The following is a 19,784-nucleotide window of genomic DNA, read 5'->3' on the forward strand; positions in this document are numbered from 1 at the left end:
TTTGATTATGAATTTATCGATCTTTTACGTATTACCAGAAATATTACTAGCAGTAGGTGTTTTGGTTGTAATGTTTTCTGGGTTATTTTTGCATGGAAAAATAAAAAATATTAATTATATTTTTGCGCAAATATTTATAGCTTTAGCTCTTGTGGCGACTTTTGCTAAAGATAGTTTCTTACAAGCAGGGGTTACTTTTGAGGGTCAGGTTGTATTTAGTGGATTTGCTTATACTTTGCAGATTGTGATATTAATTTTGGCTCTTTTTGTTACGCTGTATTCAAGAGAGTATATCAAGGATAGAAAAATCTCAGATGGTGATTTCTATACCTTATTGATGCTATGTATATTAGGAGCAATGGTTCTAACAGCTGCACATAGTTTAGTTAGCATATACATTGGTTTAGAGCTTTTATCATTACCAATGTATGCGTTAATTGCTATTTATAGAAGCTCTGGAAGAGGTCTTGAAGCATCAATTAAGTATTTTGTTTTAGGAGCTATTGCTTCAGCGTTATTACTTTTCGGGATGTCATTTGTTTATGGTATCACAGGTCAATTAGATGTTACGGATATTGCTAAGGCATTAGCAGCAGGTCACTTTACAGGTATTGAGAGACAGCTTTTATTAGTATGTGTTGTGTTAATGATATCTTCATTTTTATTCAAATTGGGAGCATTTCCTTTTCATATGTGGCTTCCAGATGTTTATGAAGGTGCTCCGAATGCTGTGGCTACTATAGTGGCAACTATTCCAAAGATAGCAGCATTTGCAATGTTAGTTAATATCTTATTTGTAGGCTTTCCTTCACTAAAAGATTCTTGGATATATTTATTTAGGGTAATTGGTATATTGTCGATTTTCTTTGGTAGCTTAGTGGCCTTATCTCAAACGAATGTAAAAAGATTACTTGGATACTCAACAGTTTCTCAGGTTGGTTTTATACTTTTAGCTATTAGCTTACATCCTCAAGAATATGCTTTAGTGACAGCTAGTTTTTATATAATCGTTTATGTTTTTACTGCCTTGGCTATATTTGGAGCTTTAACAGCAATTAGTGTTGGTGGTTATGAAGTTGAAACATTAAATGATTTAAAAGGATTTAATACTAAGAACTCATGGCTTGCATTTATTATGCTTATAGTGTTGTTTTCTATGGCGGGTATTCCTCCTTTTGGTGGGTTTATTGCTAAATTATTTCTGATAGTTGGTCTTATAAATAGTGGTGATTACGTTTTAGCATGTTTTGTATTATTCATGGCTGTAGTTGCTTCATTCTATTATGTGAGAGTTATTAAGGTGATGTATTTTGATGATCCTGAAAATGACACAAAAGTTAAAGCACATAAATCTACACTTGTAGCTTTAAGTGTTAATGGTTTATTCTTATTGTTATTAGGTATCATGCCTTTAGCATTGCTATCAACTTTAGCTCAAGTTGTTAACGTAATATAATTTTCTTTCTTAATCTTTTAATTGCTAATTCGATTTGTAGTTTTTATACTCTTATAAAACTAAATAAGGTTTTATAAGATGAAAGATATTTTAAATTCTTTAGAAGATACGATAAAAAACTCTCGTGATAAAATAGTCAAAAAAAGCTTGTCAAAATTAGATGTTGTAAGCAGAGAGGAGTTTGAAATTCAGAAAAAGATACTAGCAAAGACAAGATTGAAATTAGAAGAGCTAGAGAAAAAAATTGATCAATTATTAATAAAGGATAGTTAAAAGATGAGTCTTGCTGTCCTAAAAAGTAGAGCGCAGCTTGGTATAGACTCACCTTCTGTATCTATAGAAGTACATTTATCCAATGGCTTACCAAGTTTATCAATTGTAGGTTTACCAGAAACTGCAGTTAAAGAAAGTAAAGATAGAGTTAGAAGTGCAATAATAAATTCAGGCTTTAATTTCCCTAATAAGAGAATAACCATAAACCTCGCACCAGCAGATCTGCCTAAAAGTGGAGGTCGCTTTGATCTTCCAATAGCTTTAGGGATTCTTTATGCTTCAGGACAAGTAGAAATTGCGAGTGATTTATCGATTGATGAATATGAATTTGCTGGAGAGCTATCTTTAAGTGGTGATCTTAAGAGAATATCTAGTGTTATTCCTATGGCAATTAAAAGCTCTGAAGCTGATAAGAAAATAATATTACCTCGTGACAATACAGAAGAGGTTCAGTTGGTTAGCGAAGTTAAAGCTTTTCCTCTAGGTAGTCTAAAAGAGGTGGTTGAGTTTCTCTCTGGGAAAATAAAATTAGCTAATTTAGATAAAACTAATAAGTTAGACTTTAGCAATCTATACGAAAATCTAGAGGATGTTAAAGGTCAGTATCAAGCTAAACGAGCTTTAGAAATAGCTGCTGCTGGAGGTCATAATATTTTATTAATAGGACCGCCTGGTACGGGTAAAACAATGTTGGCTAGTAGACTTAATTCTATTCTTCCAAGCTTAGATAAGAAAGAAGCTTTATCTTCAGCAATGATTGCTTCTATAAAGGGTGAGACCGATATCGCAGATAGTTTCTATAAGAGGCCTTTTAGACAGCCACATCATACATCATCAGCAGTTGCTTTAGTTGGAGGTGGCAGTAATCCAATGCCTGGTGAAATTTCTTTAGCACATAATGGAGTATTGTTTCTCGATGAGCTTCCAGAGTTTGATAGAAAGGTTTTGGAGGTTCTAAGAGAGCCTTTGGAAACAGGGACTATAAGTATCTCAAGAGCTAAAAATCAGGTTGAGTATCCAGCTAGGTTTCAGTTGGTGGCTGCAATGAATCCTTGTCCTTGTGGTTATTTGGGTTCTCAATATAAGCAATGTACAGATACTCAGCAATCGGTTAATAAATACCAGAGTAAACTATCAGGACCATTGTTGGATAGAATAGATTTGCATGTTGAAGTGCTTGAGTTGCAAAAGGATGATTTAACAAATCAAAGTTTGCGTGGTGAAAGAAGTGAGCCTATAAGAGAAAGGGTTGAGATAGCTCGTAACTTACAATTAGTAAGACAAGGCAAAATAAATACTATGCTTACAAGCACAGAAATTGATACTATTTGTAAGCTAGATGTAGAAAGTAAGAATATTCTAAATAAAGCTATAGATAAATTAGGATTGTCAGCTAGGGGATATTATAAAATATTAAAAGTAGCCAGGACTATAGCTGATCTAGAAGGAATAGAGCTAATTAATAAAAAGTCTATTCAAGAAGCTATAAGCTATAGAAAGCTAGATAGAGTTATAAATTAATAAGGATTTATATGAGAAGGTTGTTTTTAGATGCTTTTGGAGAAAAAAAGTTATCTGCTCCACCTGTTTGGATAATGAGACAAGCTGGGAGATACTTGCCAGAATATAGACAGGTTAGATCAAAATTTGAAGATTTTATGGATATGTGTCGTAATGCAGATGCTTGTTGTGAAGTGGCATTACAACCTCTTAGAAGATATGATCTTGATGCAGCAATAGTTTTTTCTGACATTTTGACTATACCTGAGGCATTGGGTCTTGATTTAAAATTTGTAAAAGGAGTTGGTCCTATCTTTAATGATGTAATAAAGTCAGAAGAAGATTTAAGAAACTTTGCATCACTAGATGAGGTAAACCATAAATTGTCGTATGTGTATAATGCTGTGAAAACAACAAAGAAAGCTATAAATGTACCACTGATTGGTTTTACAGGGAGTCCGTGGACTTTATCTGCATATATGGTTGAAGGTCAAGGGTCTAAGCAGTTTAATAAGCTTAGAAAGATGATGTATTCACAACCTCAATTAATGCATAAGCTATTATCTATACTATCTGAAACAATTGTTCTTTATTTGAAAGAACAAATAAGAGCCGGAGCTGATTCCCTAATGATATTTGATACATGGGGAGGAGTTCTTCCTGTGCAACAGTATAAAGAATTTTCTCTTAATTATATGAATAAAATAGCAAATGATGTAAAAAGTGAATTTCCTAATATTCCTATAGTTTTTTTCACTAAAGGTGGTGGTATGTTTTTAGAAGAATATGCTAATTCATTATGTGATGGTATAGGGATTGATTGGAATATAACATTGCCTGAAGCTAGAAATAAGGTGGGGAATAAGTTTGTTCTACAGGGTAATTTTGACCCAGCATTCTTATATGCTAGTGATAAGCAAATTCAAGATACTGTTAGGCATAATATGGACTTTATAAAGCAGGATGAAAAGAATAATTATATCGTTAACTTAGGTCATGGGATTTATCCTGATGTGGATCCAGAGAAAGTTAAGGTTATGGTTGATGCGATAAGGCAGAGCACTATTTAGAAAAAATATAAAAAGCCTTGTAAATGTAAAATATACTGTTATTATATTACACATAGACGCGGGGTGGAGCAGCTTGGTAGCTCGTCGGGCTCATAACCCGAAGGTCGTTGGTTCAAATCCAGCCCCCGCTACCAATATTAAGACTCATTAAGGGCCCTATAAGGGCCTTTTTGCTATCTGAAGGTATGATTTCATGCTTTTGTTAAGGAGGATTCTTAGAAAATGATTCTAGATAAGCTTTATGAAATAGTTGAGCCAGTTGTTGATGACCTTGGCTATATTCTATGGGGAATAGAAGTTGAGGGTAGTGGTAAAACTACTATTCGTATATTTATAGATCATGAAACAGGTGTTTCTGTTGATGATTGTCAAACTGTTAGTAAAGAAGTTAGTGCTATTTTTGATGTTGAAGATCCAGTTTCTGGAAGATATGTTTTAGAAGTATCTTCTCCTGGCATGAATCGTCAGATTTTTAATATAAATCAAGCAGAGGCTTTGATTGGGTTTAATGTAAAGGCAGTAACTTTAGAGCCTGTTAATTCGCAGACTAAATTTAAGGGTGAATTAACTAAGGTCGAAGGAAATAATGTTTTTTTGAAGCAAGAGGATGGCCAAGAGCTGGCTTTTGATTTTGATAATTTAAAGAAAATGAGAGTTTCTCCAGTATTTTAATTTTTAGAGAGGTTATTATGAGTAAAGAATTACTTTTAGTTTTAGAGACAGTAGCTAATGAAAAAGATATTTCAAAAGAGTTATTATTCCAAGCTATGGAAGAAGCATTAGCTGTTGTTACTAAAAAAGAACTTAATGACGATATGAATATAGAAGTTCATATAGATAGAAATACTGGAGAATATACTGCAGATAGAGTATGGCATATAGTTCCAGAAGATAGAGATTTAATAGATTATTCTAAAGAATTATATGAAGATGTTGCTAGAGAAAAAGGCTATGATGTTTCTGCAGGAGATGTGATAAGAGAGCCTGTTGAAGCTGCTGAATTTGGACGTATTGCAGCGACTACAGCAAAACAGATTTTGATGAAAAAAATTAAAAACTTTGAGCGTGAGAAAACAGCTAGGGTTTATAAAGAAAAAATTGGATCTATTGTATATGGAGAAGTTAAGAGAGCGACTTATGAGTTGCTTGTTATAGATCTTGGAAGTAATGCTGAAGGTATTTTATCTAAAAAGGATCTGATTCCTAGAGAAAGATTTAGGGTTGGAGATAAAATAAGAAGCTGTGTTGAAGGTATAGACTATGATGAAGATGGTCGTGCACAAACTATAGTTTTAAGTCGTTCTAGTAATACTATGCTGAAAGCTTTATTTGAATTGGAAATTCCTGAAGTTGAAGAAGAGCTTATTAATATAGTTAATGTTGTGCGTGAGCCAGGATTTAGAGCAAAAGTTACTGTTAAAAGTAATGATAGAAGAATAGATCCTTGCGGTGCTTGTGTTGGTGTTAGAGGTTCTAGGATTCATTCGATAATGAATGAGTTAAGTGGCGAGAAAGTTGATGTCATTCTTTGGGATGAAGATACTATTCAGTATGCTATCAACTCACTTTCGCCTGTAGATGCTGAAGATGTGATAGAAGTAAATGTTGATGAAGAAACGGCATCAATGGATATTGTAGTTAAGCAAGATAGTCTATCAAAAGCGATTGGTAAAAATGGAGTTAATGTTAGATTGGCTAGTGCTTTGATAGGTTGGAAAATTAACGTTCTTTCGGATTCTGAGCAAGAAGAAAAGCAACTTTCAATAGTGGAAAGATTTGTTGAGGTCCTAGATATTGATCATGACTTTGCTTTAGTGTTGATAGAGGAAGGAATAGAAACATTAGAAGATCTTGCCTATCTAGATAAAGAGGAGCTTTTAGAAATTGAAGGATTTGATGAAGATATAGTGAATGAGCTTCAAGAAAGAGCTAAAACAGCATTGCTTACAGAAGCTTTAGGGAATAAAAAACCTGCTCAAGATTTACTTGATATGGATGGGATGACAGAAGATTTAGCAAATTCTTTAGCTAAAAACAATATTTGCACTATGGAAGATTTGGCTGATTTATCAGTAGATGAGCTTTTAGATATTGTTGATCTTTCTGAAGAACAAGGTGCTGAACTTATAATGAAGGCAAGAGCTCCTTGGTTTGAGTAGGATAAAAGACAAAAATTAGAAAAGAGGATGATTGTTCATGGCAAATATTACAGTTGGTCAGCTAGCTAAACAAATTAAAAAGGATGAAGATGCCTTACTTAAGCAGCTTAGTTCTTTTGGTATAAATAAAAAAGGTAAGGATGACACTCTTACAGAGGATGAAATGAAGACTTTGTTGGAGAAAATAAATAGTTCCAAAGGAAATCTTACAAGAAAAAAGGTTACTAAGACAGTTAAGCTTGATGGTAATCATAAGATTAATGTTTCTGTTAAGAAAAAAAGAAGAGTTGCTAAGTTAAATATTGAAAAGTTAGATGCTGAAGAAAAAGAAAGAATAGGCGATCAACAGGAGAAAGAAGAAGTTCTAAAAGAGATTTCTCCAGAAGTGGTGGCTAAAGTTGAAAAAGAAGAAGCTTCAGAAGTTAGCAACGTTGATGCTTCTAAGAAAGAACAAGTGCCTGTTAAAGAAAAAAAGGTAGAGACTAGTGGTTTTAAAATAACCTCTATGCCAGAAAAAGCTAAGAATGTTGAAGAAACACAAGAAGAAGATGAAGATGCATCTTCTAAAAAGAAATCTGAAAAGAAAAAGTTCTCAGCAGATTCAGTTGTAAGTCCTACGAATACTAAATACAAAAGAGAAGAAGAAGAGGGTAGAAAGGCTAAGGGAGCAGCTGTTAAGAAGACATCTAAGTCATTTAAAAAAGCTTCGCCTAAGCAGCTATCACAGTTGGCTGGTGATTTTGATTCTTTTGATGAGTTTGGTAGTAAGAGAAATAAACATGCTCATATCAAGTCAAAAATTAAGAAGCAGGAGTTTACAAAGCCTGTAGAAAGTGAAGTTAAGAATATAGTGATTTATGAAGGCATAACAGTAAGTGACCTTGCTCAGAAAATGGCAGTTAAAGGTGCTGAAATAGTTAAGCTATTATTTAATATGGGTGTTATGGCTACTATAAACCAATCTTTAGATCAGGATACAGCTATTTTGATAGTAGAAGAATTGGGACATTCATATGCTTTACATAAAGCAGATGTATTGGAAGAAGCAGTAACTACTGTAGATAGAAGCTCTGATGAAAAGGTTTCTAGAGCTCCTGTTGTAACAATTATGGGCCATGTTGACCATGGTAAAACTTCTTTATTAGATTATATTCGTAAAGCTAGAGTTGTAGCGGGTGAGGCTGGTGGAATCACACAACACATAGGAGCTTACTCTGTAGAAACTCAGAAGGGTTCAATTACTTTCTTAGATACTCCAGGACATGAAGCTTTTACTGCTATGAGAGCTAGAGGAGCTAAGAGTACGGACATCGTTATTCTAGTTGTTGCGGCTGATGATGGTGTGATGCCTCAAACAGAGGAGGCTATTCAGCATGCTAAAGCCGCTGGAGTGCCTATAGTGGTAGCTGTTAATAAAATAGATAAACCAGAAGCTGATCCAGATAAAGTGGTTAGTGAGCTTGCTCAAAGGGATGTTATACCTGAATCTTGGGGTGGGGAAGTTATGTTTGTTAATGTCTCTGCTAAAACTGGAGAGGGTGTAAATGAGCTTCTTGATGCAGTATTGTTACAGTCTGAAGTTCTAGAGCTTGTAGCTTTTGGAGGCGGACATGCTGAAGGTACTGTAGTGGAGTCGCGCCTAGAAAAAGGCAGAGGCCCAGTTGCTACAGTTTTAGTGCAAAACGGGGTTCTTAAGCAAGGTGATATAGTCCTATGTGGTACTGAGTTTGGTCGTGTTAGAGCGATGAATGATGATCTTGGAAATAAGATAATGACAGCAGGTCCTTCAACACCAGTTGAGATTCTTGGTTTATCAGGAGTTCCTGCTGCAGGTGATGAGATGACAGTTATTAAGGATGAGAAGAAAGCAAAAGAAGTTGCTGCATTAAGAGCTCAGAAACAAAAAGAAGCTAAAATTGCTCAAGAACAATCGCTTAAACTTTCTAACATGTTTAATAATATGGGCAAAGAAGGAGAGCAACAAACTCTTAAAATCATACTTAAAGGTGATGTTCAAGGTTCTGTTGAGGCTATAAGAGATTCATTACTTAAGCTTTCTACTGATGAAGTAAAAGTTGATATTATTTCTAGTGGTATCGGTGGTATTACTTCATCTGAAGTAACTTTAGCTGTAGCTTCTACCGCTGTAATATTTGGTTTTAATGTCCGTGCTGATAGTGCTGCTAAGAAGTTGGCAGAGATAGATGGTGTTGAGCTGCGCTACTATAATATTATTTATGATTTGATAGATGATGTTAAGAAAGCAATGACAGGATTATTATCTCCTGAAATGAAAGAACAAATCATAGGTATTGCCGAAGTAAGAGAAGTTTATAGATCTTCTAAATTTGGTTCTATCGCTGGGTGTATGGTTATTGAAGGAGTTGTTAAGAGGAGTAATCCTATTAGGATACTTAGAGATCAAGTTGTTATTTATGAAGGTAGTTTAGAGTCTTTAAAAAGGTTTAAAGATGATGCCAGCGAAGTTAAAAAAGGTATGGAGTGCGGAATTGGTGTCAAAAACTATAATGATGTAAGAGCAGGTGATCAAATAGAAGTTTTTGAAGTTATTGAAGTAGCTAAGGAGCTGTAAATGGCAGCAGAAGGTAGAGTTCTAAGGGTTTCTAGTGAACTAAAAAAAACAATATCATTATTACTTCGTTCTAAAGTTAAGGATGCAAAACTTTCTTTAGTGTCTATTACTGAAGTTGAAATGTCTAAAGATCTATCTTTTGCAAAAGTTTATTATTCTTGCTTAATTGAAGAAGATATTCCTTATGTTGCAGAAGCTTTTAAAAAGTCTAAAGGTTTTTTTAGATCTTCAATTGCGAAGGATTTAAAACTTAGGATAGTTCCAGAATTGAAATTTATATATGATGATTCCATTGAGTATGGTATGAAAATGGAAGGAAAAATTCATGAAGCTTTGGAACAAGATGCTAAGTTTATAAAGCATGATAAAGAAGAAGTATCTGAAGACGAAAGTCATCAAAAAGAGAATAAAGTAGAAAAACTGAGATAGATTCCTATGAAGAAAATTCAAGTTATCAGAGGCTTTAATGATATTTTTCCTCAGGATAGCTATAAGTGGCAATGTCTAGAATCAATAATAAAAAGTGTTTTATCCTCTTATAATTATAAAGAAGTAAGATTGCCATTATTAGAGAAAAGTGAGCTTTTTCATAGAAGTGTTGGAGAAACATCAGATATAGTTTCTAAAGAGACTTATGATTTTCAAGATAGAAATGGAGAGAATCTTACCTTACGTCCAGAGGGTACTGCTGGATGTGTGAGAATGGTTGTTGAGAACAATCTTGCTTCAAGAGGCCAAACTCAGAAGATTTGGTATTTAGGTCCAATGTTTAGGTATGAAAGACCTCAAAAGGGTAGATATAGACAGTTCTATCAACTGGGTGTTGAAACTTATGGATATTCAGGACTGGGTATAGATTTGGAAATACTTTCAGTATGCTGGCAATTATTTAATAGACTCGGTATAACAGAGCATGTGGTGTTAGAAATAAATAATCTAGGTTCAGTTGAGAATAGGAAAAATTATACTCAGGCATTATTAGATTATTTAAAACCATATCATAATGATTTAGATGAGGATTCTGTTAAAAGATTAGATAATAATCCATTAAGAATATTAGATTCGAAAATTGAATCAACACAAAAGATTCTACAAAATGCCCCTAAACTTATAGATTTTATTGATGATGAAGTGAGAGAGGATTTTGAAAAGACTTGTGATTATTTAGAAAAACTAGGCATTAAATATAAAGTAAATAAAAACTTAGTTAGAGGCTTAGACTATTATTCCGGCTTAGTGTTTGAGTGGACAACAGATAAATTAGGGGCTCAAAGTGCTATTTGTGCAGGTGGTAGGTACGATAGTTTAATTGCAAATCTTGGTGGTGATGATAATTTTGCCATAGGTTTTGCTATAGGAATGGAAAGGTTGTTGATTCTTCTTGAGGAATTAAATTTATTACCAAATGAAAATAATGATTTAGATATATTCTTTATTTTAGAAGCACAGAGTGTTCAACAATCTATGCCTATAGTTGATTTAATACGTTTTAATACAAATTTTAAATGTGACTTGGATTTGAAACTAGGAAGCTTTAAGTCTCAATTTAAGAAAGCTGATAAGCAAAAAGCAAGATTAGCTGTAATTATTGGAGAAAAAGAGCTTGAGAATAATTCTGTAACAATTAAGTTTCTACAGGATGGAAGAGATCAGGTCGGTGTTGAGGTTCCATTATTGGAAGAATTTTTATATAAAGAATTAAATATATAGGTTAGTTTAAATATTTTTATAAAAAGTGAGATAAATGAAAATTCACAATATAAGAGGATATGCTTGGATTGTAGTAATATTAAGCTCTTTCTTACTTATTGATAAATATATAATGAATGTGTCACCAAGCTTAATAGCAAATGAGCTTATGACAAGTTTCTCGATAAATGCGACAGAAATGAGTGCTATGGTATCGCTGTTTCTATGGGCAGTTGTTTTTTGTCAATTTTTTGTGGCTGGACCTATTATAGATAAGTTAGGTTTTAGAAAGGTCAGCTTTGCATCTCTAATTCTTTCAGCCATGGGATTGTTATTGTTTGTTTTGGCTGCAGATATTCATAGTTTTGCTTTAGGTTGTATTTCTAGAATAATGATAGGAATAGGAGCCTCATTTGCAACTGTTGGATATATAAAGGCAGCCGCGGTTTGGTTTGAGCCTAGGAAATTTGCTTTTGTTTGTAGTTTCCTGATGACTGCAGCGATGACTGGTGCATTGATGGGTCAGGCTCCACTAGTTTATCTTATTGAGTTTACAGGTTCGTGGCATAAAGCATTAGTGAGTTACGCACTTTTTAGTATAGTCATAGCTTTGTTATATTTAGCTCTTGTTAGAGATTATAATCCACATGCTTCTTTTGCTGATGATTTAAGGAAAAAGACTAGTACTTTAGATGGTATAAAGAAGGTATTGTTAAATAGGAATAATTGGTTTCTAACTTTTTATACTGGTCTGACCTTTACAACTATAGATGTCTTTGGAGGTATTTGGGGTAACAATTATTTTCGAGAGCTTTATGATGTGAGCTCTAAAGAGGCTTCATATATCGTTTCTATGATGTTTCTTGGTTTAGCAATAGGCTCTCCTTTCGTTGGTAAGCTTTCAGAGAGATTTGATAATAGAGTCGGAATAATGTTGTCATTTCATGTGATAGCAACTATATCTCTAGCTATCGTTTTGCAGTTTAAATTAACTCCGACAATCTCGGCTGTCTTATTATTCATTTTTGGCTTTTGTTTAGGTGTTTATATGTTGGCTTTTGCTATAGGTAATCGTGTTAATCCTATAGTTGTTGCTGCAACAGTAGCTGCTCTTATTAATACGGGAGAGCCTCTTTTAGGAGCATTGTTTGATCCTCTTATTGGATTTTTCTTAGATTTTACATGGAATGGTCAATATATTGACATACATAATAATATTGTAAACTCAGCTATTGATGGAGCTCATCGATATTTTAATATACAAGCATATCATAATGCCTTTATTATTCTTATTATAAGTATGATAATAGCTTTATTCTTATTGTTCTTAGTTAAAGATAAAGAAGTAAAATAATATATGTCGCTTTTAGAAGTTTATGAAAAAAAGATAGAACAGTCTCATTTAAGATCTGATCCATTACAACTAGAAGCGATTAGAAGCTTAGATAGAATTACTAATCAGCTTAAAACAAAAAAAAGAAATAAATTTAATTTTTTTAGTAAAAGTTTGTATCCATCTATAATCGGCCTTTATATGTGGGGAGGTGTTGGTAGAGGTAAAACTTTTATCATGGATATATTTTTTGATAATGTTCCTATAATAAATAAAAGTAGATTACATTTTTCTCATTTTATGAAAAATATGCATTTCTTACTTAAGAAATATAGTGGTCAGAAAAATCCAATTTCAAAAGCTGCCTATGAAATAGCTAAGAAAAATCAATTAATATGTTTTGATGAATTCTTTGTTGAAGATATAGCTGATGCAATGATTCTTGGCAAGGTTTTTAAGGAACTGTTTGATCTAGGTGTTGTTTTGGTTGCTACTTCAAACATACATCCTAGTAAACTTTATTCAAACGGGTTGCAGAGAGAACTTTTTTTGCCTGCTATAGATGTGTTGATAGAAAATGTTGATGTTTTAAACCTTGATTCTGGGGTTGATTATAGATTCTGTAAAGATGTTAGTTACTTGAATTATTTTTATCCTTATAATACTGAAATGAGAGAAGTTTTTTTTACTAGATTTTTTGAAGAAAATGTTAGCTTTGATAAAGATGTTGAGGTAGAAATAATTAATAGAAAAATTCCGGCCCTTCTTGTTGGTGAAAATTCTATTTGTTTTGATGTAGCAGTTATATGTGGCTCAGGAAGAAGTGCTCTTGATTATATAGAGATATGTAGTAAATATAGAAGTATATTTCTATATAAGTTAAAACCTATGCGTCCTGAAGATGGTAGTGATTGTAGTACTTCTGATGAAAGTATTGCTAGAAGATTTATAGCATTAATAGATGAATGTTATGATCAGGATGTAAAAGTTATAATTTTAGCAGCTGAAGATTTTAAAACTATTTATCAAGGAAGACGGCTTCAGTTTGAGTTCCAGAGGACAGTAAGTAGGCTTAATGATATGCAATCTGAAGATTTTGGGGAAATGTAAAATGTCCGGAGTGCAATATATTGAGGTTGATAGTGATATAATTGAACAAAGAATAGATAACTTTTTAATCTCAAAATTTTCAGGGCTGCCAAAATCTTTAATTTATCGTTGGATAAGAAAAGGTGAGCTTAGGGTAAATAAAAAAAGAGTTAAGCAGACTGATAAGATTACTTCTGGAGATATAGTAAGAGTTCCTCCGTTTGTTTTAGAAGCTGAAGAATCCGTGGTAAAAATTCCCTCACAACATTTAGATTTTTTAGAAAATAGAATTCTTTACGAAACAGATGACTATATCATTGTAGATAAACCCTCAGGGATGGCTGTTCATGGAGGATCGGGAGTTAATAGCGGATTAGTTGAGCGACTTAGACAACTTCGTCCAAAAGTTAAGCGACTGGACTTAGTTCATCGTTTAGATAAAGAAACTTCTGGATGCGTTATTTTAGCTAAAAAACATAGCTCATTAGTTTATTTTTTTGATCTTTTTAAACAAAGAAAAGTCGATAAAATTTATTTTGCTGTTGTTCATGGACTATGGGATAAAAATATGAACAAAATTGATTTACCTCTTAGTAGAACTTTATCTAAGTCTGGGGAGCGTATTGTTAAAGTTGATTACACAGAAGGTAAAAAAGCTATTACAAATATATTAAATGTTACATATATTGGAAAAAAATATAGTCTTCTAGAGATAAAGCTTGAAACAGGAAGAACTCATCAAATCAGAGTGCATTGTCAAGTATCTGGTCATCCTATTGTTTTTGATAAAAAATATGGAGATTCTGACAAAGATAAGGATCTTAATAGTTTGAAGGTTGATAAACTAATGTTACATGCTTATAGTTTGGAATTTTTTGATAGTAAGAAGAAAGAGAAAGTAAATGTAAAGGCTGATTTAGATTCAAGAATTAAAAAAATCTTGGATTTATAAATTAATCTTGTTTTATTTCTTTATCGCTAATGAAGAAAAGTATTACTAAAGAAGCAATCATGCTTAATACTAATGAAATAAAAGCAAAATGATAGGATGATAAGTCGAAATACTTTATATCCGATACATGGCTTCTTTGGGCTATTATTTCCCCAGCTGTATTTATATATTTTCCACCCCAAGAGAAATCAAGGAAATATCCTATGAGAGGATCAAATATGGCACCAAGTATTGGTTCCCCAGTGTTTATAAAGGCAGCAACGGTTGCAGCTATAGCTATGGGGTTTATGCGATTACCTATAGCAAAAGATAGCATATAAATACCTAGACAAATGCCAAAAATAAACAATAGAATGTATGAAAGTAAAATGGTTGTTTTAAAAAGTAATACAACACTTAGAGCAACTGTTCCTATTATATGGAAAACTATCATTACTCCTTTGCGACTATCTAGAATTTCAGATATTTTACCTAATATAGGAGATCCAATAGCCATTCCTATAAAAATCATAGATATTATAGATGCAGCGTGCTCTTTAGATATATGATAGGATTCTCTAAAGTAAGCATTTCCCCAGAAACCAGCAAATGCATCAACAGCTGTAAAACTTAAGCCAACATAAAAGGCAAGTAACCAATTGTCTTTGCTTTTTATTACTTCTTTAAGTCCCTGTAAGGTTGAGGGTCTACTTTCTGGGCAGTTAGCATGAGGCTGTTGAGGATTAAAGTCTCTTACTAAAACATAATATATAACAGCTATAAATAAGCTAAATACTGAGAAGATTAGCATAGCTTCTTTCCAAGAGCCGAATGATGAAATAAGCCAAGCTAAAGGAGCTTGTGCACATAAGGCACCTATCATGGCTGCTGTAGCTAAGAAGCTTGCAGCGAAAGCAAATTTTCTAGGCTCGAACCAAACAGATACTGCTTTTATATATGAAATAGTTGCGAAAGATACTCCAAGACCTGTTATGATCCTGGCAAAGTATGCTAAATATAAATTGCCGCGAGATGCTGCGACGACAAAAAGAATAACTCCAGCTGCAGATATAGATATAGAAATGGGGCTAATTATTCTAAAACCAAACTTATCTATAATCGGACCAGCAAGGAAAAGCTGGCAAATTATAATGGCCCAGAAAAAAGCTGATCCTAAAGCTCCAGTTTCAGTTGCATTAATATGAAAGCTAGACATCATGTTGTCAGTAATTAAGCTTGGAAAAACTTGCATCACATATTTGTCAAAAAGTAAAAATGAGCTTAAAGCTATTATTATCCAAGCATAGCCTTTTATCTGGTGTATTTTTTCAGTCATTAAAGAGTAGAGAAAATTTTAAATTAGTCAGTATTGTTTATTTTAAGTTTCTATAAAGATTAATTCAAGGATCATTTAGTTTATTGATTTTTGTTTTTTTGATATTATTTGTTCTGATTATGATAAGATTTCTTTTTTTTGAGGTGAAATGGAATGTTAGCGAATGTAGGGCTGGATATAAGAAAATTTGTTTTTAGTCAGGTTTTTGTCTTGATTTTAGGATCTTGCATTACTTATTTTTTATATAGTTCTGAGTACTTGTTTTCATTTTTACTAGGAGGGGGGGTAATTTTTTTAGCCAACTTTATATTCTTTTCTAGATTCTTGATGAGGAAGCAATTCAATCCAGGGATTGAGCTTTTGATTTTTTATTTAAGTGAGGCAATAAAGCTAACATTGGTTGCCTTGATAACAATATTATTAGCAATTTACATAAAACCTAAATTATTTCCTTACATTTTTGGTTTAATTTCGTTACAATTAGTCATGTGTTTTGTGCCTATGTTTCTTGTTAAGGTGAAGTAGGTAGGTATGTTTGTTTTAAAGTTATTTTAGTGTGGTGGGTAAAAGATAATGGCAAGTAGTGAATCTAGTTCGCAAGTAGCAACTCAGTATGTACAGCACCATTTGCATCACTGGCAAGTTAGCCTTGGAGAAGGATCTTTTTGGCAATTAAACTTAGATTCTCTTTTGGTGAGTGCAATTTTAGGTTGTTTTTTTATTTTAATGATGTTTTTTGTAGCTAGAAGAGCTACATCTGGCGTTCCTGGAAGATTTCAAAATATGATTGAATCTGTTTGGGAGTGGATGGATGGTCTTGTTGCTGAAAACTATCATAGAAAGCGTGATTTTGTGACACCATTGGCTTTGACTATATTTGTTTGGGTTGTTCTTATGAATCTTATGGATTTGCTTCCAGTGGATCTATTTGGTTGGATAATATCTTTCTTCACAGATAGTCATCATGTTTACTTTAGAGTGGTTCCAACAGCTGATCCAAATGTTACGTTTGCCATGTCTATTACAGTGTTTTTATTAGTTGTTTTTTATAATATAAAAGCTAAGGGCTTTGGTCTTCTTAAAGAGATTTTGACAGTGCCTTTTGGTATTTGGCTATTTCCACTTAATATCTTTTTTAGGTTGGTTGATGAAATAGTTAAACCGGTATCATTATCACTTCGTTTGTTTGGTAATATATTTGCCGGAGAATTAATTTTCATACTTATTGCTCTTTTGCCTTGGTGGTTCCAGTGGATGCTGGGTGGAATATGGGCTATATTTCATATTTTAATTGTATTGATTCAAGCTTTTGTGTTTATGATGTTGACTGTAGTTTATTTAAATATGGCTCAGGATGATCATTAGTTTAAAAATGTAAATATAACGTTAATAAAAGGAGAGTATAAATGGACATGTCTTTACAAGTTTTAGGTAACTTAAATGGTTTAACAGCTATAGCAGTAGCGCTTCTGATTTCTTTACCTGCTTTGGGTACTGCAATTGGTTTTGGTGTTTTAGGCGGTAAATATCTTGAAGGTGTTGCTCGTCAGCCTGAGCTGGGCGGTATGCTTTTAGGTCGTATGTTTATCGTAGCTGCTTTCGTTGATGCTTTCGCAGCTATTTCAATAGCAATTGGTTTCTTAGTTTTATATGCAAATCCATTAGCTATACCAGGACTAGCAGAAGCAGCAACTAAAGTTGTTGGAGCATAATTAATAGACTATTTTTAAAGTAAATATCTTTTTAGAAAGGATTTAGAATGGATATAAATATCACCCTTATTGGACAGATGATTACTTTTGCAATCTTTGTTGGCTTTACAATGAAATTTGTATGGCCTCCTTTACGTAAATCTTTGGATGAGCGTAGAGAGAAAATTGCTGAAGGATTAGCTTCTGCTGACAGGGCGTCTAGAGAACTAGAATTAGCTAAAAGGCAATCTGCTGATATAGTTCGTGAAGCTAGGGAAAAGGCTGCTGAAATAGTTGATAGCGCTTATTCTAGAGCTCATAGAATAGACGAGCAAGCAAAAGAAGAAGCAATTGCATCTGCTGATAAGATAAAAAGTATGGCTATGGCTGAGATAGAACAAGAGAAAGTGAAAGCAAGAGAAGAGCTTAAAAAAGAACTTGTTGAACTTGCTATTGCTGGAGCTAGTAAAATTATCTCTGCTAAAGTAGATCAGCAAAGTGGAAATGAAATTTTAAATGATTTTGTTTCTAAGTTATAAGTCGATATAAGGTAGCTGAGATGACAAATTTAAATATTATTGCAAAACCATATGCTAGAGCAGCTTACGAGTTTGCTAGCAAAGATGGTGTTGTCGATCAATGGTTGGAAGCATTGACAGTATTTAAAGCTTTAGTAACAGATAAAAATGTCTTAAATTTAATATCTAGTCCAATATATTCTCAGACACAAATTGTTAGCGCTATAGTTGATCAGTTGACTGATAAGGTAGATCAAAAAATATTAAATTTTTTAAAGCTGATCGCAGAGAAGAATAAATTATTGATTATTCCGCAAGTTAAAGACTTGTTTGAAGAGTTTAAAAATTTAGCTAGTGGTAATAAAAAAGCTGTAGTTATTTTGGCTTATGAAGCTGATAAGACTTTGTTGAAAGAGCTTAAAGAAAAACTTGCGAAAAAATTTAATTGTACTATTGATATGGATGTTAAGATAGATTCTAAAATCCTTGGTGGTGCAATTGTGAGAGTTGGGGATACAGTTATAGATAATTCTGTATCTGGTCGTCTAGATAAAATGAAAAATATTTTATTATCATAAAGTATGTGGGAAGAGGGAACCTATGCAGTTAAGTCCATCAGAAATTAGTGGTTTAATAAAAGAAAGAATAGAGAAATTTGATAACTCTATTGAACTTAAATCAGAAGGTACTATAGTTAGTGTTGCTGACGGTATCGTGACCATTTATGGTTTAAACGATGTTGCAGCTGGCGAAATGATTAAGTTACCAGGAGATGTCTATGGTTTAGCGCTTAACTTGAATTCTGATTCAGTTGGTGCGGTAGTTTTAGGCGAATATGAGCACATTAAAGAAGGCGAAAAAGCTTATTGTACAGGAAGAATCTTACAAGTTCCTGTTGGCGAAGCTTTACTTGGTCGTGTGGTTGATGCTTTAGGTAATCCTATTGATGGTAAAGGCGAGATAAATACTAGTGAAGTATCTCCTATTGAAAAGATTGCTCCGGGAGTGATTTGGAGAAAGTCAGTAGATCAAGCTATGCAAACAGGTATTAAATCTATTGACTCTATGGTTCCAATTGGAAGAGGTCAAAGAGAGTTAATTATTGGTGATAGACAAATTGGTAAAACAGCTATCGCAATAGATACAATCATCAACCAGAAAGATACTGGTGTTAAATGTATTTATGTGGCCATTGGGCAGAAAGCTTCTTCTATTGCAAATATAGTTAGGCAACTAGAAGAACATGATGCTTTAGACCATACTATTATAGTCGCTGCTACAGCTTCAGATTCTGCAGCACTACAATATATAGCTCCTTATTCTGGCTGCTCAATGGGTGAGTATTTCAGAGATAGAGGTCAAGATGCTTTAATTATCTATGATGATTTAACTAAGCAAGCTTGGGCTTACAGACAAATATCTCTATTATTAAAAAGACCTCCGGGACGTGAAGCATATCCTGGTGATGTTTTCTATCTACATTCTAGACTTCTAGAAAGAGCAGCTAGAGTAAATGAAGAGTACGTTGAAAGATTTACAAATGGTGAAGTTAAAGGTAAAACTGGTTCTTTAACAGCTTTACCGATAATTGAAACACAAGCGGGCGATATATCTGCTTTCGTACCAACAAACGTAATTTCGATTACAGATGGACAGATTTTCTTAGAAACTGATTTATTCAATGCTGGTTTAAGACCTGCTATAAATCCAGGTAACTCTGTTTCACGTGTGGGTGGTGCTGCTCAATCTAAGATTATTAAAAAGCTTGGTGGAGGAGTTCGTCTTGCTTTAGCTCAGTATAGAGAGTTAGAAGCATTCTCACAATTTGCTTCAGATCTTGATGAAGCAACTAGAGCTCAGTTAAACAGAGGTCAAAGAGTTACTGAATTATTAAAGCAAAATCAGTTTGCGACTTTATCTATAGCGCTTATGGCTTTATCTTTATATGCAGCAGATAATGGTTATTTAGATAATTTAGATGTTGATCAAGTAATTCCTTTTGAAACAGCATTACATTCTTTAGCACAAGATAAGTATGCGGATGTTGTAAAAGAAATTAATGAAACTGGCAATTATAACTCTGAAATAGCAGATAAATTAAAAGCTATTATTGAAGATTGTAAATCAACACAAGCTTGGTAGGAGT

General features: G+C 33.3%; 19 protein-coding genes and 1 tRNA gene. 19 read left to right on the forward strand and 1 reads right to left on the reverse strand.

Annotation, left to right across the window (positions count from 1 at the left end):
• The first annotated feature begins 7 nt into the window (after positions 1 to 7).
• From KX01_RS02865 to KX01_RS02925, 13 genes are all read left to right on the forward strand, one after another.
• Complete coding sequence (locus tag KX01_RS02865) at positions 8 to 1,456, forward strand: NADH-quinone oxidoreductase subunit N (protein ID WP_071663559.1); 1,449 nt, start codon at positions 8 to 10, stop codon at positions 1,454 to 1,456.
• Positions 1,457 to 1,534: 78 nt separating this feature from the next.
• Complete coding sequence (locus KX01_RS02870; protein WP_071663560.1) at positions 1,535 to 1,729, forward strand: accessory factor UbiK family protein; 195 nt, start codon at positions 1,535 to 1,537, stop codon at positions 1,727 to 1,729.
• 3 nt (positions 1,730 to 1,732) lie between these two features.
• The gene (locus KX01_RS02875; RefSeq protein WP_071663561.1) at positions 1,733 to 3,250 is read left to right on the forward strand and encodes a YifB family Mg chelatase-like AAA ATPase; all 1,518 of its coding nucleotides are present in this window, start codon (positions 1,733 to 1,735) and stop codon (positions 3,248 to 3,250) included.
• An 11-nt stretch (positions 3,251 to 3,261) separates the two neighbouring features.
• Positions 3,262 to 4,299 (forward strand): uroporphyrinogen decarboxylase, encoded by a 1,038-nt coding sequence (gene hemE / locus KX01_RS02880; protein ID WP_071663562.1) that lies wholly within the window; start codon positions 3,262 to 3,264, stop codon positions 4,297 to 4,299.
• Between the two features lie 57 nt (positions 4,300 to 4,356).
• A tRNA-Met gene (locus KX01_RS02885) sits at positions 4,357 to 4,433 on the forward strand.
• Between the two features lie 88 nt (positions 4,434 to 4,521).
• Positions 4,522 to 4,971, forward strand: a complete 450-nt coding sequence (rimP, locus tag KX01_RS02890; RefSeq protein WP_071663563.1) for a ribosome maturation factor RimP — start codon at positions 4,522 to 4,524, stop codon at positions 4,969 to 4,971.
• A 17-nt stretch (positions 4,972 to 4,988) separates the two neighbouring features.
• Complete coding sequence (nusA, locus tag KX01_RS02895) at positions 4,989 to 6,458, forward strand: transcription termination factor NusA (protein ID WP_071663564.1); 1,470 nt, start codon at positions 4,989 to 4,991, stop codon at positions 6,456 to 6,458.
• A 37-nt stretch (positions 6,459 to 6,495) separates the two neighbouring features.
• Positions 6,496 to 9,051, forward strand: a complete 2,556-nt coding sequence (gene infB, locus KX01_RS02900; protein ID WP_071663565.1) for a translation initiation factor IF-2 — start codon at positions 6,496 to 6,498, stop codon at positions 9,049 to 9,051.
• A complete protein-coding gene (gene rbfA / locus KX01_RS02905; RefSeq protein ID WP_071663566.1) occupies positions 9,052 to 9,480 on the forward strand; it encodes a 30S ribosome-binding factor RbfA in 429 nt (142 codons plus the stop codon).
• 6 nt (positions 9,481 to 9,486) lie between these two features.
• Positions 9,487 to 10,761, forward strand: a complete 1,275-nt coding sequence (gene hisS, locus KX01_RS02910; protein ID WP_071663567.1) for a histidine--tRNA ligase — start codon at positions 9,487 to 9,489, stop codon at positions 10,759 to 10,761.
• Positions 10,762 to 10,795: 34 nt separating this feature from the next.
• Positions 10,796 to 12,094, forward strand: a complete 1,299-nt coding sequence (locus KX01_RS02915) for an MFS transporter (RefSeq protein WP_071663568.1) — start codon at positions 10,796 to 10,798, stop codon at positions 12,092 to 12,094.
• A 3-nt stretch (positions 12,095 to 12,097) separates the two neighbouring features.
• Positions 12,098 to 13,183, forward strand: coding sequence for a cell division protein ZapE (gene zapE, locus KX01_RS02920; protein WP_071663569.1), 1,086 nt, complete (start codon positions 12,098 to 12,100; stop codon positions 13,181 to 13,183).
• A gap of 1 nt (position 13,184) precedes the next feature.
• Complete coding sequence (locus KX01_RS02925; RefSeq protein ID WP_071663570.1) at positions 13,185 to 14,114, forward strand: RluA family pseudouridine synthase; 930 nt, start codon at positions 13,185 to 13,187, stop codon at positions 14,112 to 14,114.
• 1 nt (position 14,115) lies between these two features.
• Here the strand turns inward: KX01_RS02925 and KX01_RS02930 are convergent, their stop codons facing one another.
• Positions 14,116 to 15,429, reverse strand: coding sequence for an MFS transporter (locus KX01_RS02930; protein ID WP_071663571.1), 1,314 nt, complete (start codon positions 15,427 to 15,429; stop codon positions 14,116 to 14,118).
• A 153-nt stretch (positions 15,430 to 15,582) separates the two neighbouring features.
• Between KX01_RS02930 and KX01_RS02935 the strand changes: the two genes are divergently transcribed.
• Genes KX01_RS02935 through atpA form a run of 6 tightly spaced genes read left to right on the forward strand, consistent with a single transcriptional unit; the run spans position 15,583 to position 19,780 of the window.
• Complete coding sequence (locus KX01_RS02935) at positions 15,583 to 15,954, forward strand: ATP synthase subunit I (protein WP_071663572.1); 372 nt, start codon at positions 15,583 to 15,585, stop codon at positions 15,952 to 15,954.
• Between the two features lie 48 nt (positions 15,955 to 16,002).
• Positions 16,003 to 16,794 carry a F0F1 ATP synthase subunit A gene (gene atpB, locus KX01_RS02940; RefSeq protein ID WP_071663573.1) on the forward strand — a complete coding sequence of 264 codons (792 nt, stop codon included), beginning with the start codon at positions 16,003 to 16,005 and terminating at the stop codon, positions 16,792 to 16,794.
• A 41-nt stretch (positions 16,795 to 16,835) separates the two neighbouring features.
• On the forward strand, positions 16,836 to 17,141 hold the full coding sequence (locus KX01_RS02945) for a F0F1 ATP synthase subunit B (protein WP_071663574.1): 306 nt from the start codon (positions 16,836 to 16,838) through the stop codon (positions 17,139 to 17,141).
• A gap of 47 nt (positions 17,142 to 17,188) precedes the next feature.
• Positions 17,189 to 17,659 carry a F0F1 ATP synthase subunit B gene (locus tag KX01_RS02950; RefSeq protein WP_071663575.1) on the forward strand — a complete coding sequence of 157 codons (471 nt, stop codon included), beginning with the start codon at positions 17,189 to 17,191 and terminating at the stop codon, positions 17,657 to 17,659.
• A 20-nt stretch (positions 17,660 to 17,679) separates the two neighbouring features.
• Positions 17,680 to 18,216: a F0F1 ATP synthase subunit delta gene (locus tag KX01_RS02955; RefSeq protein ID WP_071663576.1), complete on the forward strand. Its 537-nt coding sequence runs from the start codon at positions 17,680 to 17,682 to the stop codon at positions 18,214 to 18,216.
• Between the two features lie 22 nt (positions 18,217 to 18,238).
• Positions 18,239 to 19,780 (forward strand): F0F1 ATP synthase subunit alpha, encoded by a 1,542-nt coding sequence (gene atpA, locus KX01_RS02960; RefSeq protein ID WP_071663577.1) that lies wholly within the window; start codon positions 18,239 to 18,241, stop codon positions 19,778 to 19,780.
• The last annotated feature ends 4 nt before the right edge of the window (positions 19,781 to 19,784 follow it).

The organism is Francisella frigiditurris (assembly GCF_001880225.1).
Lineage (GTDB): Bacteria > Pseudomonadota > Gammaproteobacteria > Francisellales > Francisellaceae > Francisella > Francisella frigiditurris.

Bases quoted from the DNA above. Each gene is read 5' to 3' on its own strand.
- KX01_RS02865 (WP_071663559.1), top strand. From the start codon at position 8: ATGAATTTATCGATCTTTTACGTATTACCAGAAATATTACTAGCAGTA.
- KX01_RS02870 (WP_071663560.1), top strand. From the start codon at position 1,535: ATGAAAGATATTTTAAATTCTTTAGAAGATACGATAAAAAACTCTCGT.
- KX01_RS02875 (WP_071663561.1), top strand. From the start codon at position 1,733: ATGAGTCTTGCTGTCCTAAAAAGTAGAGCGCAGCTTGGTATAGACTCA.
- hemE (WP_071663562.1), top strand. From the start codon at position 3,262: ATGAGAAGGTTGTTTTTAGATGCTTTTGGAGAAAAAAAGTTATCTGCT.
- rimP (WP_071663563.1), top strand. From the start codon at position 4,522: ATGATTCTAGATAAGCTTTATGAAATAGTTGAGCCAGTTGTTGATGAC.
- nusA (WP_071663564.1), top strand. From the start codon at position 4,989: ATGAGTAAAGAATTACTTTTAGTTTTAGAGACAGTAGCTAATGAAAAA.
- infB (WP_071663565.1), top strand. From the start codon at position 6,496: ATGGCAAATATTACAGTTGGTCAGCTAGCTAAACAAATTAAAAAGGAT.
- rbfA (WP_071663566.1), top strand. From the start codon at position 9,052: ATGGCAGCAGAAGGTAGAGTTCTAAGGGTTTCTAGTGAACTAAAAAAA.
- hisS (WP_071663567.1), top strand. From the start codon at position 9,487: ATGAAGAAAATTCAAGTTATCAGAGGCTTTAATGATATTTTTCCTCAG.
- KX01_RS02915 (WP_071663568.1), top strand. From the start codon at position 10,796: ATGAAAATTCACAATATAAGAGGATATGCTTGGATTGTAGTAATATTA.
- zapE (WP_071663569.1), top strand. From the start codon at position 12,098: ATGTCGCTTTTAGAAGTTTATGAAAAAAAGATAGAACAGTCTCATTTA.
- KX01_RS02925 (WP_071663570.1), top strand. From the start codon at position 13,185: ATGTCCGGAGTGCAATATATTGAGGTTGATAGTGATATAATTGAACAA.
- KX01_RS02930 (WP_071663571.1), bottom strand. From the start codon at position 15,429: ATGACTGAAAAAATACACCAGATAAAAGGCTATGCTTGGATAATAATA.
- KX01_RS02935 (WP_071663572.1), top strand. From the start codon at position 15,583: ATGTTAGCGAATGTAGGGCTGGATATAAGAAAATTTGTTTTTAGTCAG.
- atpB (WP_071663573.1), top strand. From the start codon at position 16,003: ATGGCAAGTAGTGAATCTAGTTCGCAAGTAGCAACTCAGTATGTACAG.
- KX01_RS02945 (WP_071663574.1), top strand. From the start codon at position 16,836: ATGGACATGTCTTTACAAGTTTTAGGTAACTTAAATGGTTTAACAGCT.
- KX01_RS02950 (WP_071663575.1), top strand. From the start codon at position 17,189: ATGGATATAAATATCACCCTTATTGGACAGATGATTACTTTTGCAATC.
- KX01_RS02955 (WP_071663576.1), top strand. From the start codon at position 17,680: ATGACAAATTTAAATATTATTGCAAAACCATATGCTAGAGCAGCTTAC.
- atpA (WP_071663577.1), top strand. From the start codon at position 18,239: ATGCAGTTAAGTCCATCAGAAATTAGTGGTTTAATAAAAGAAAGAATA.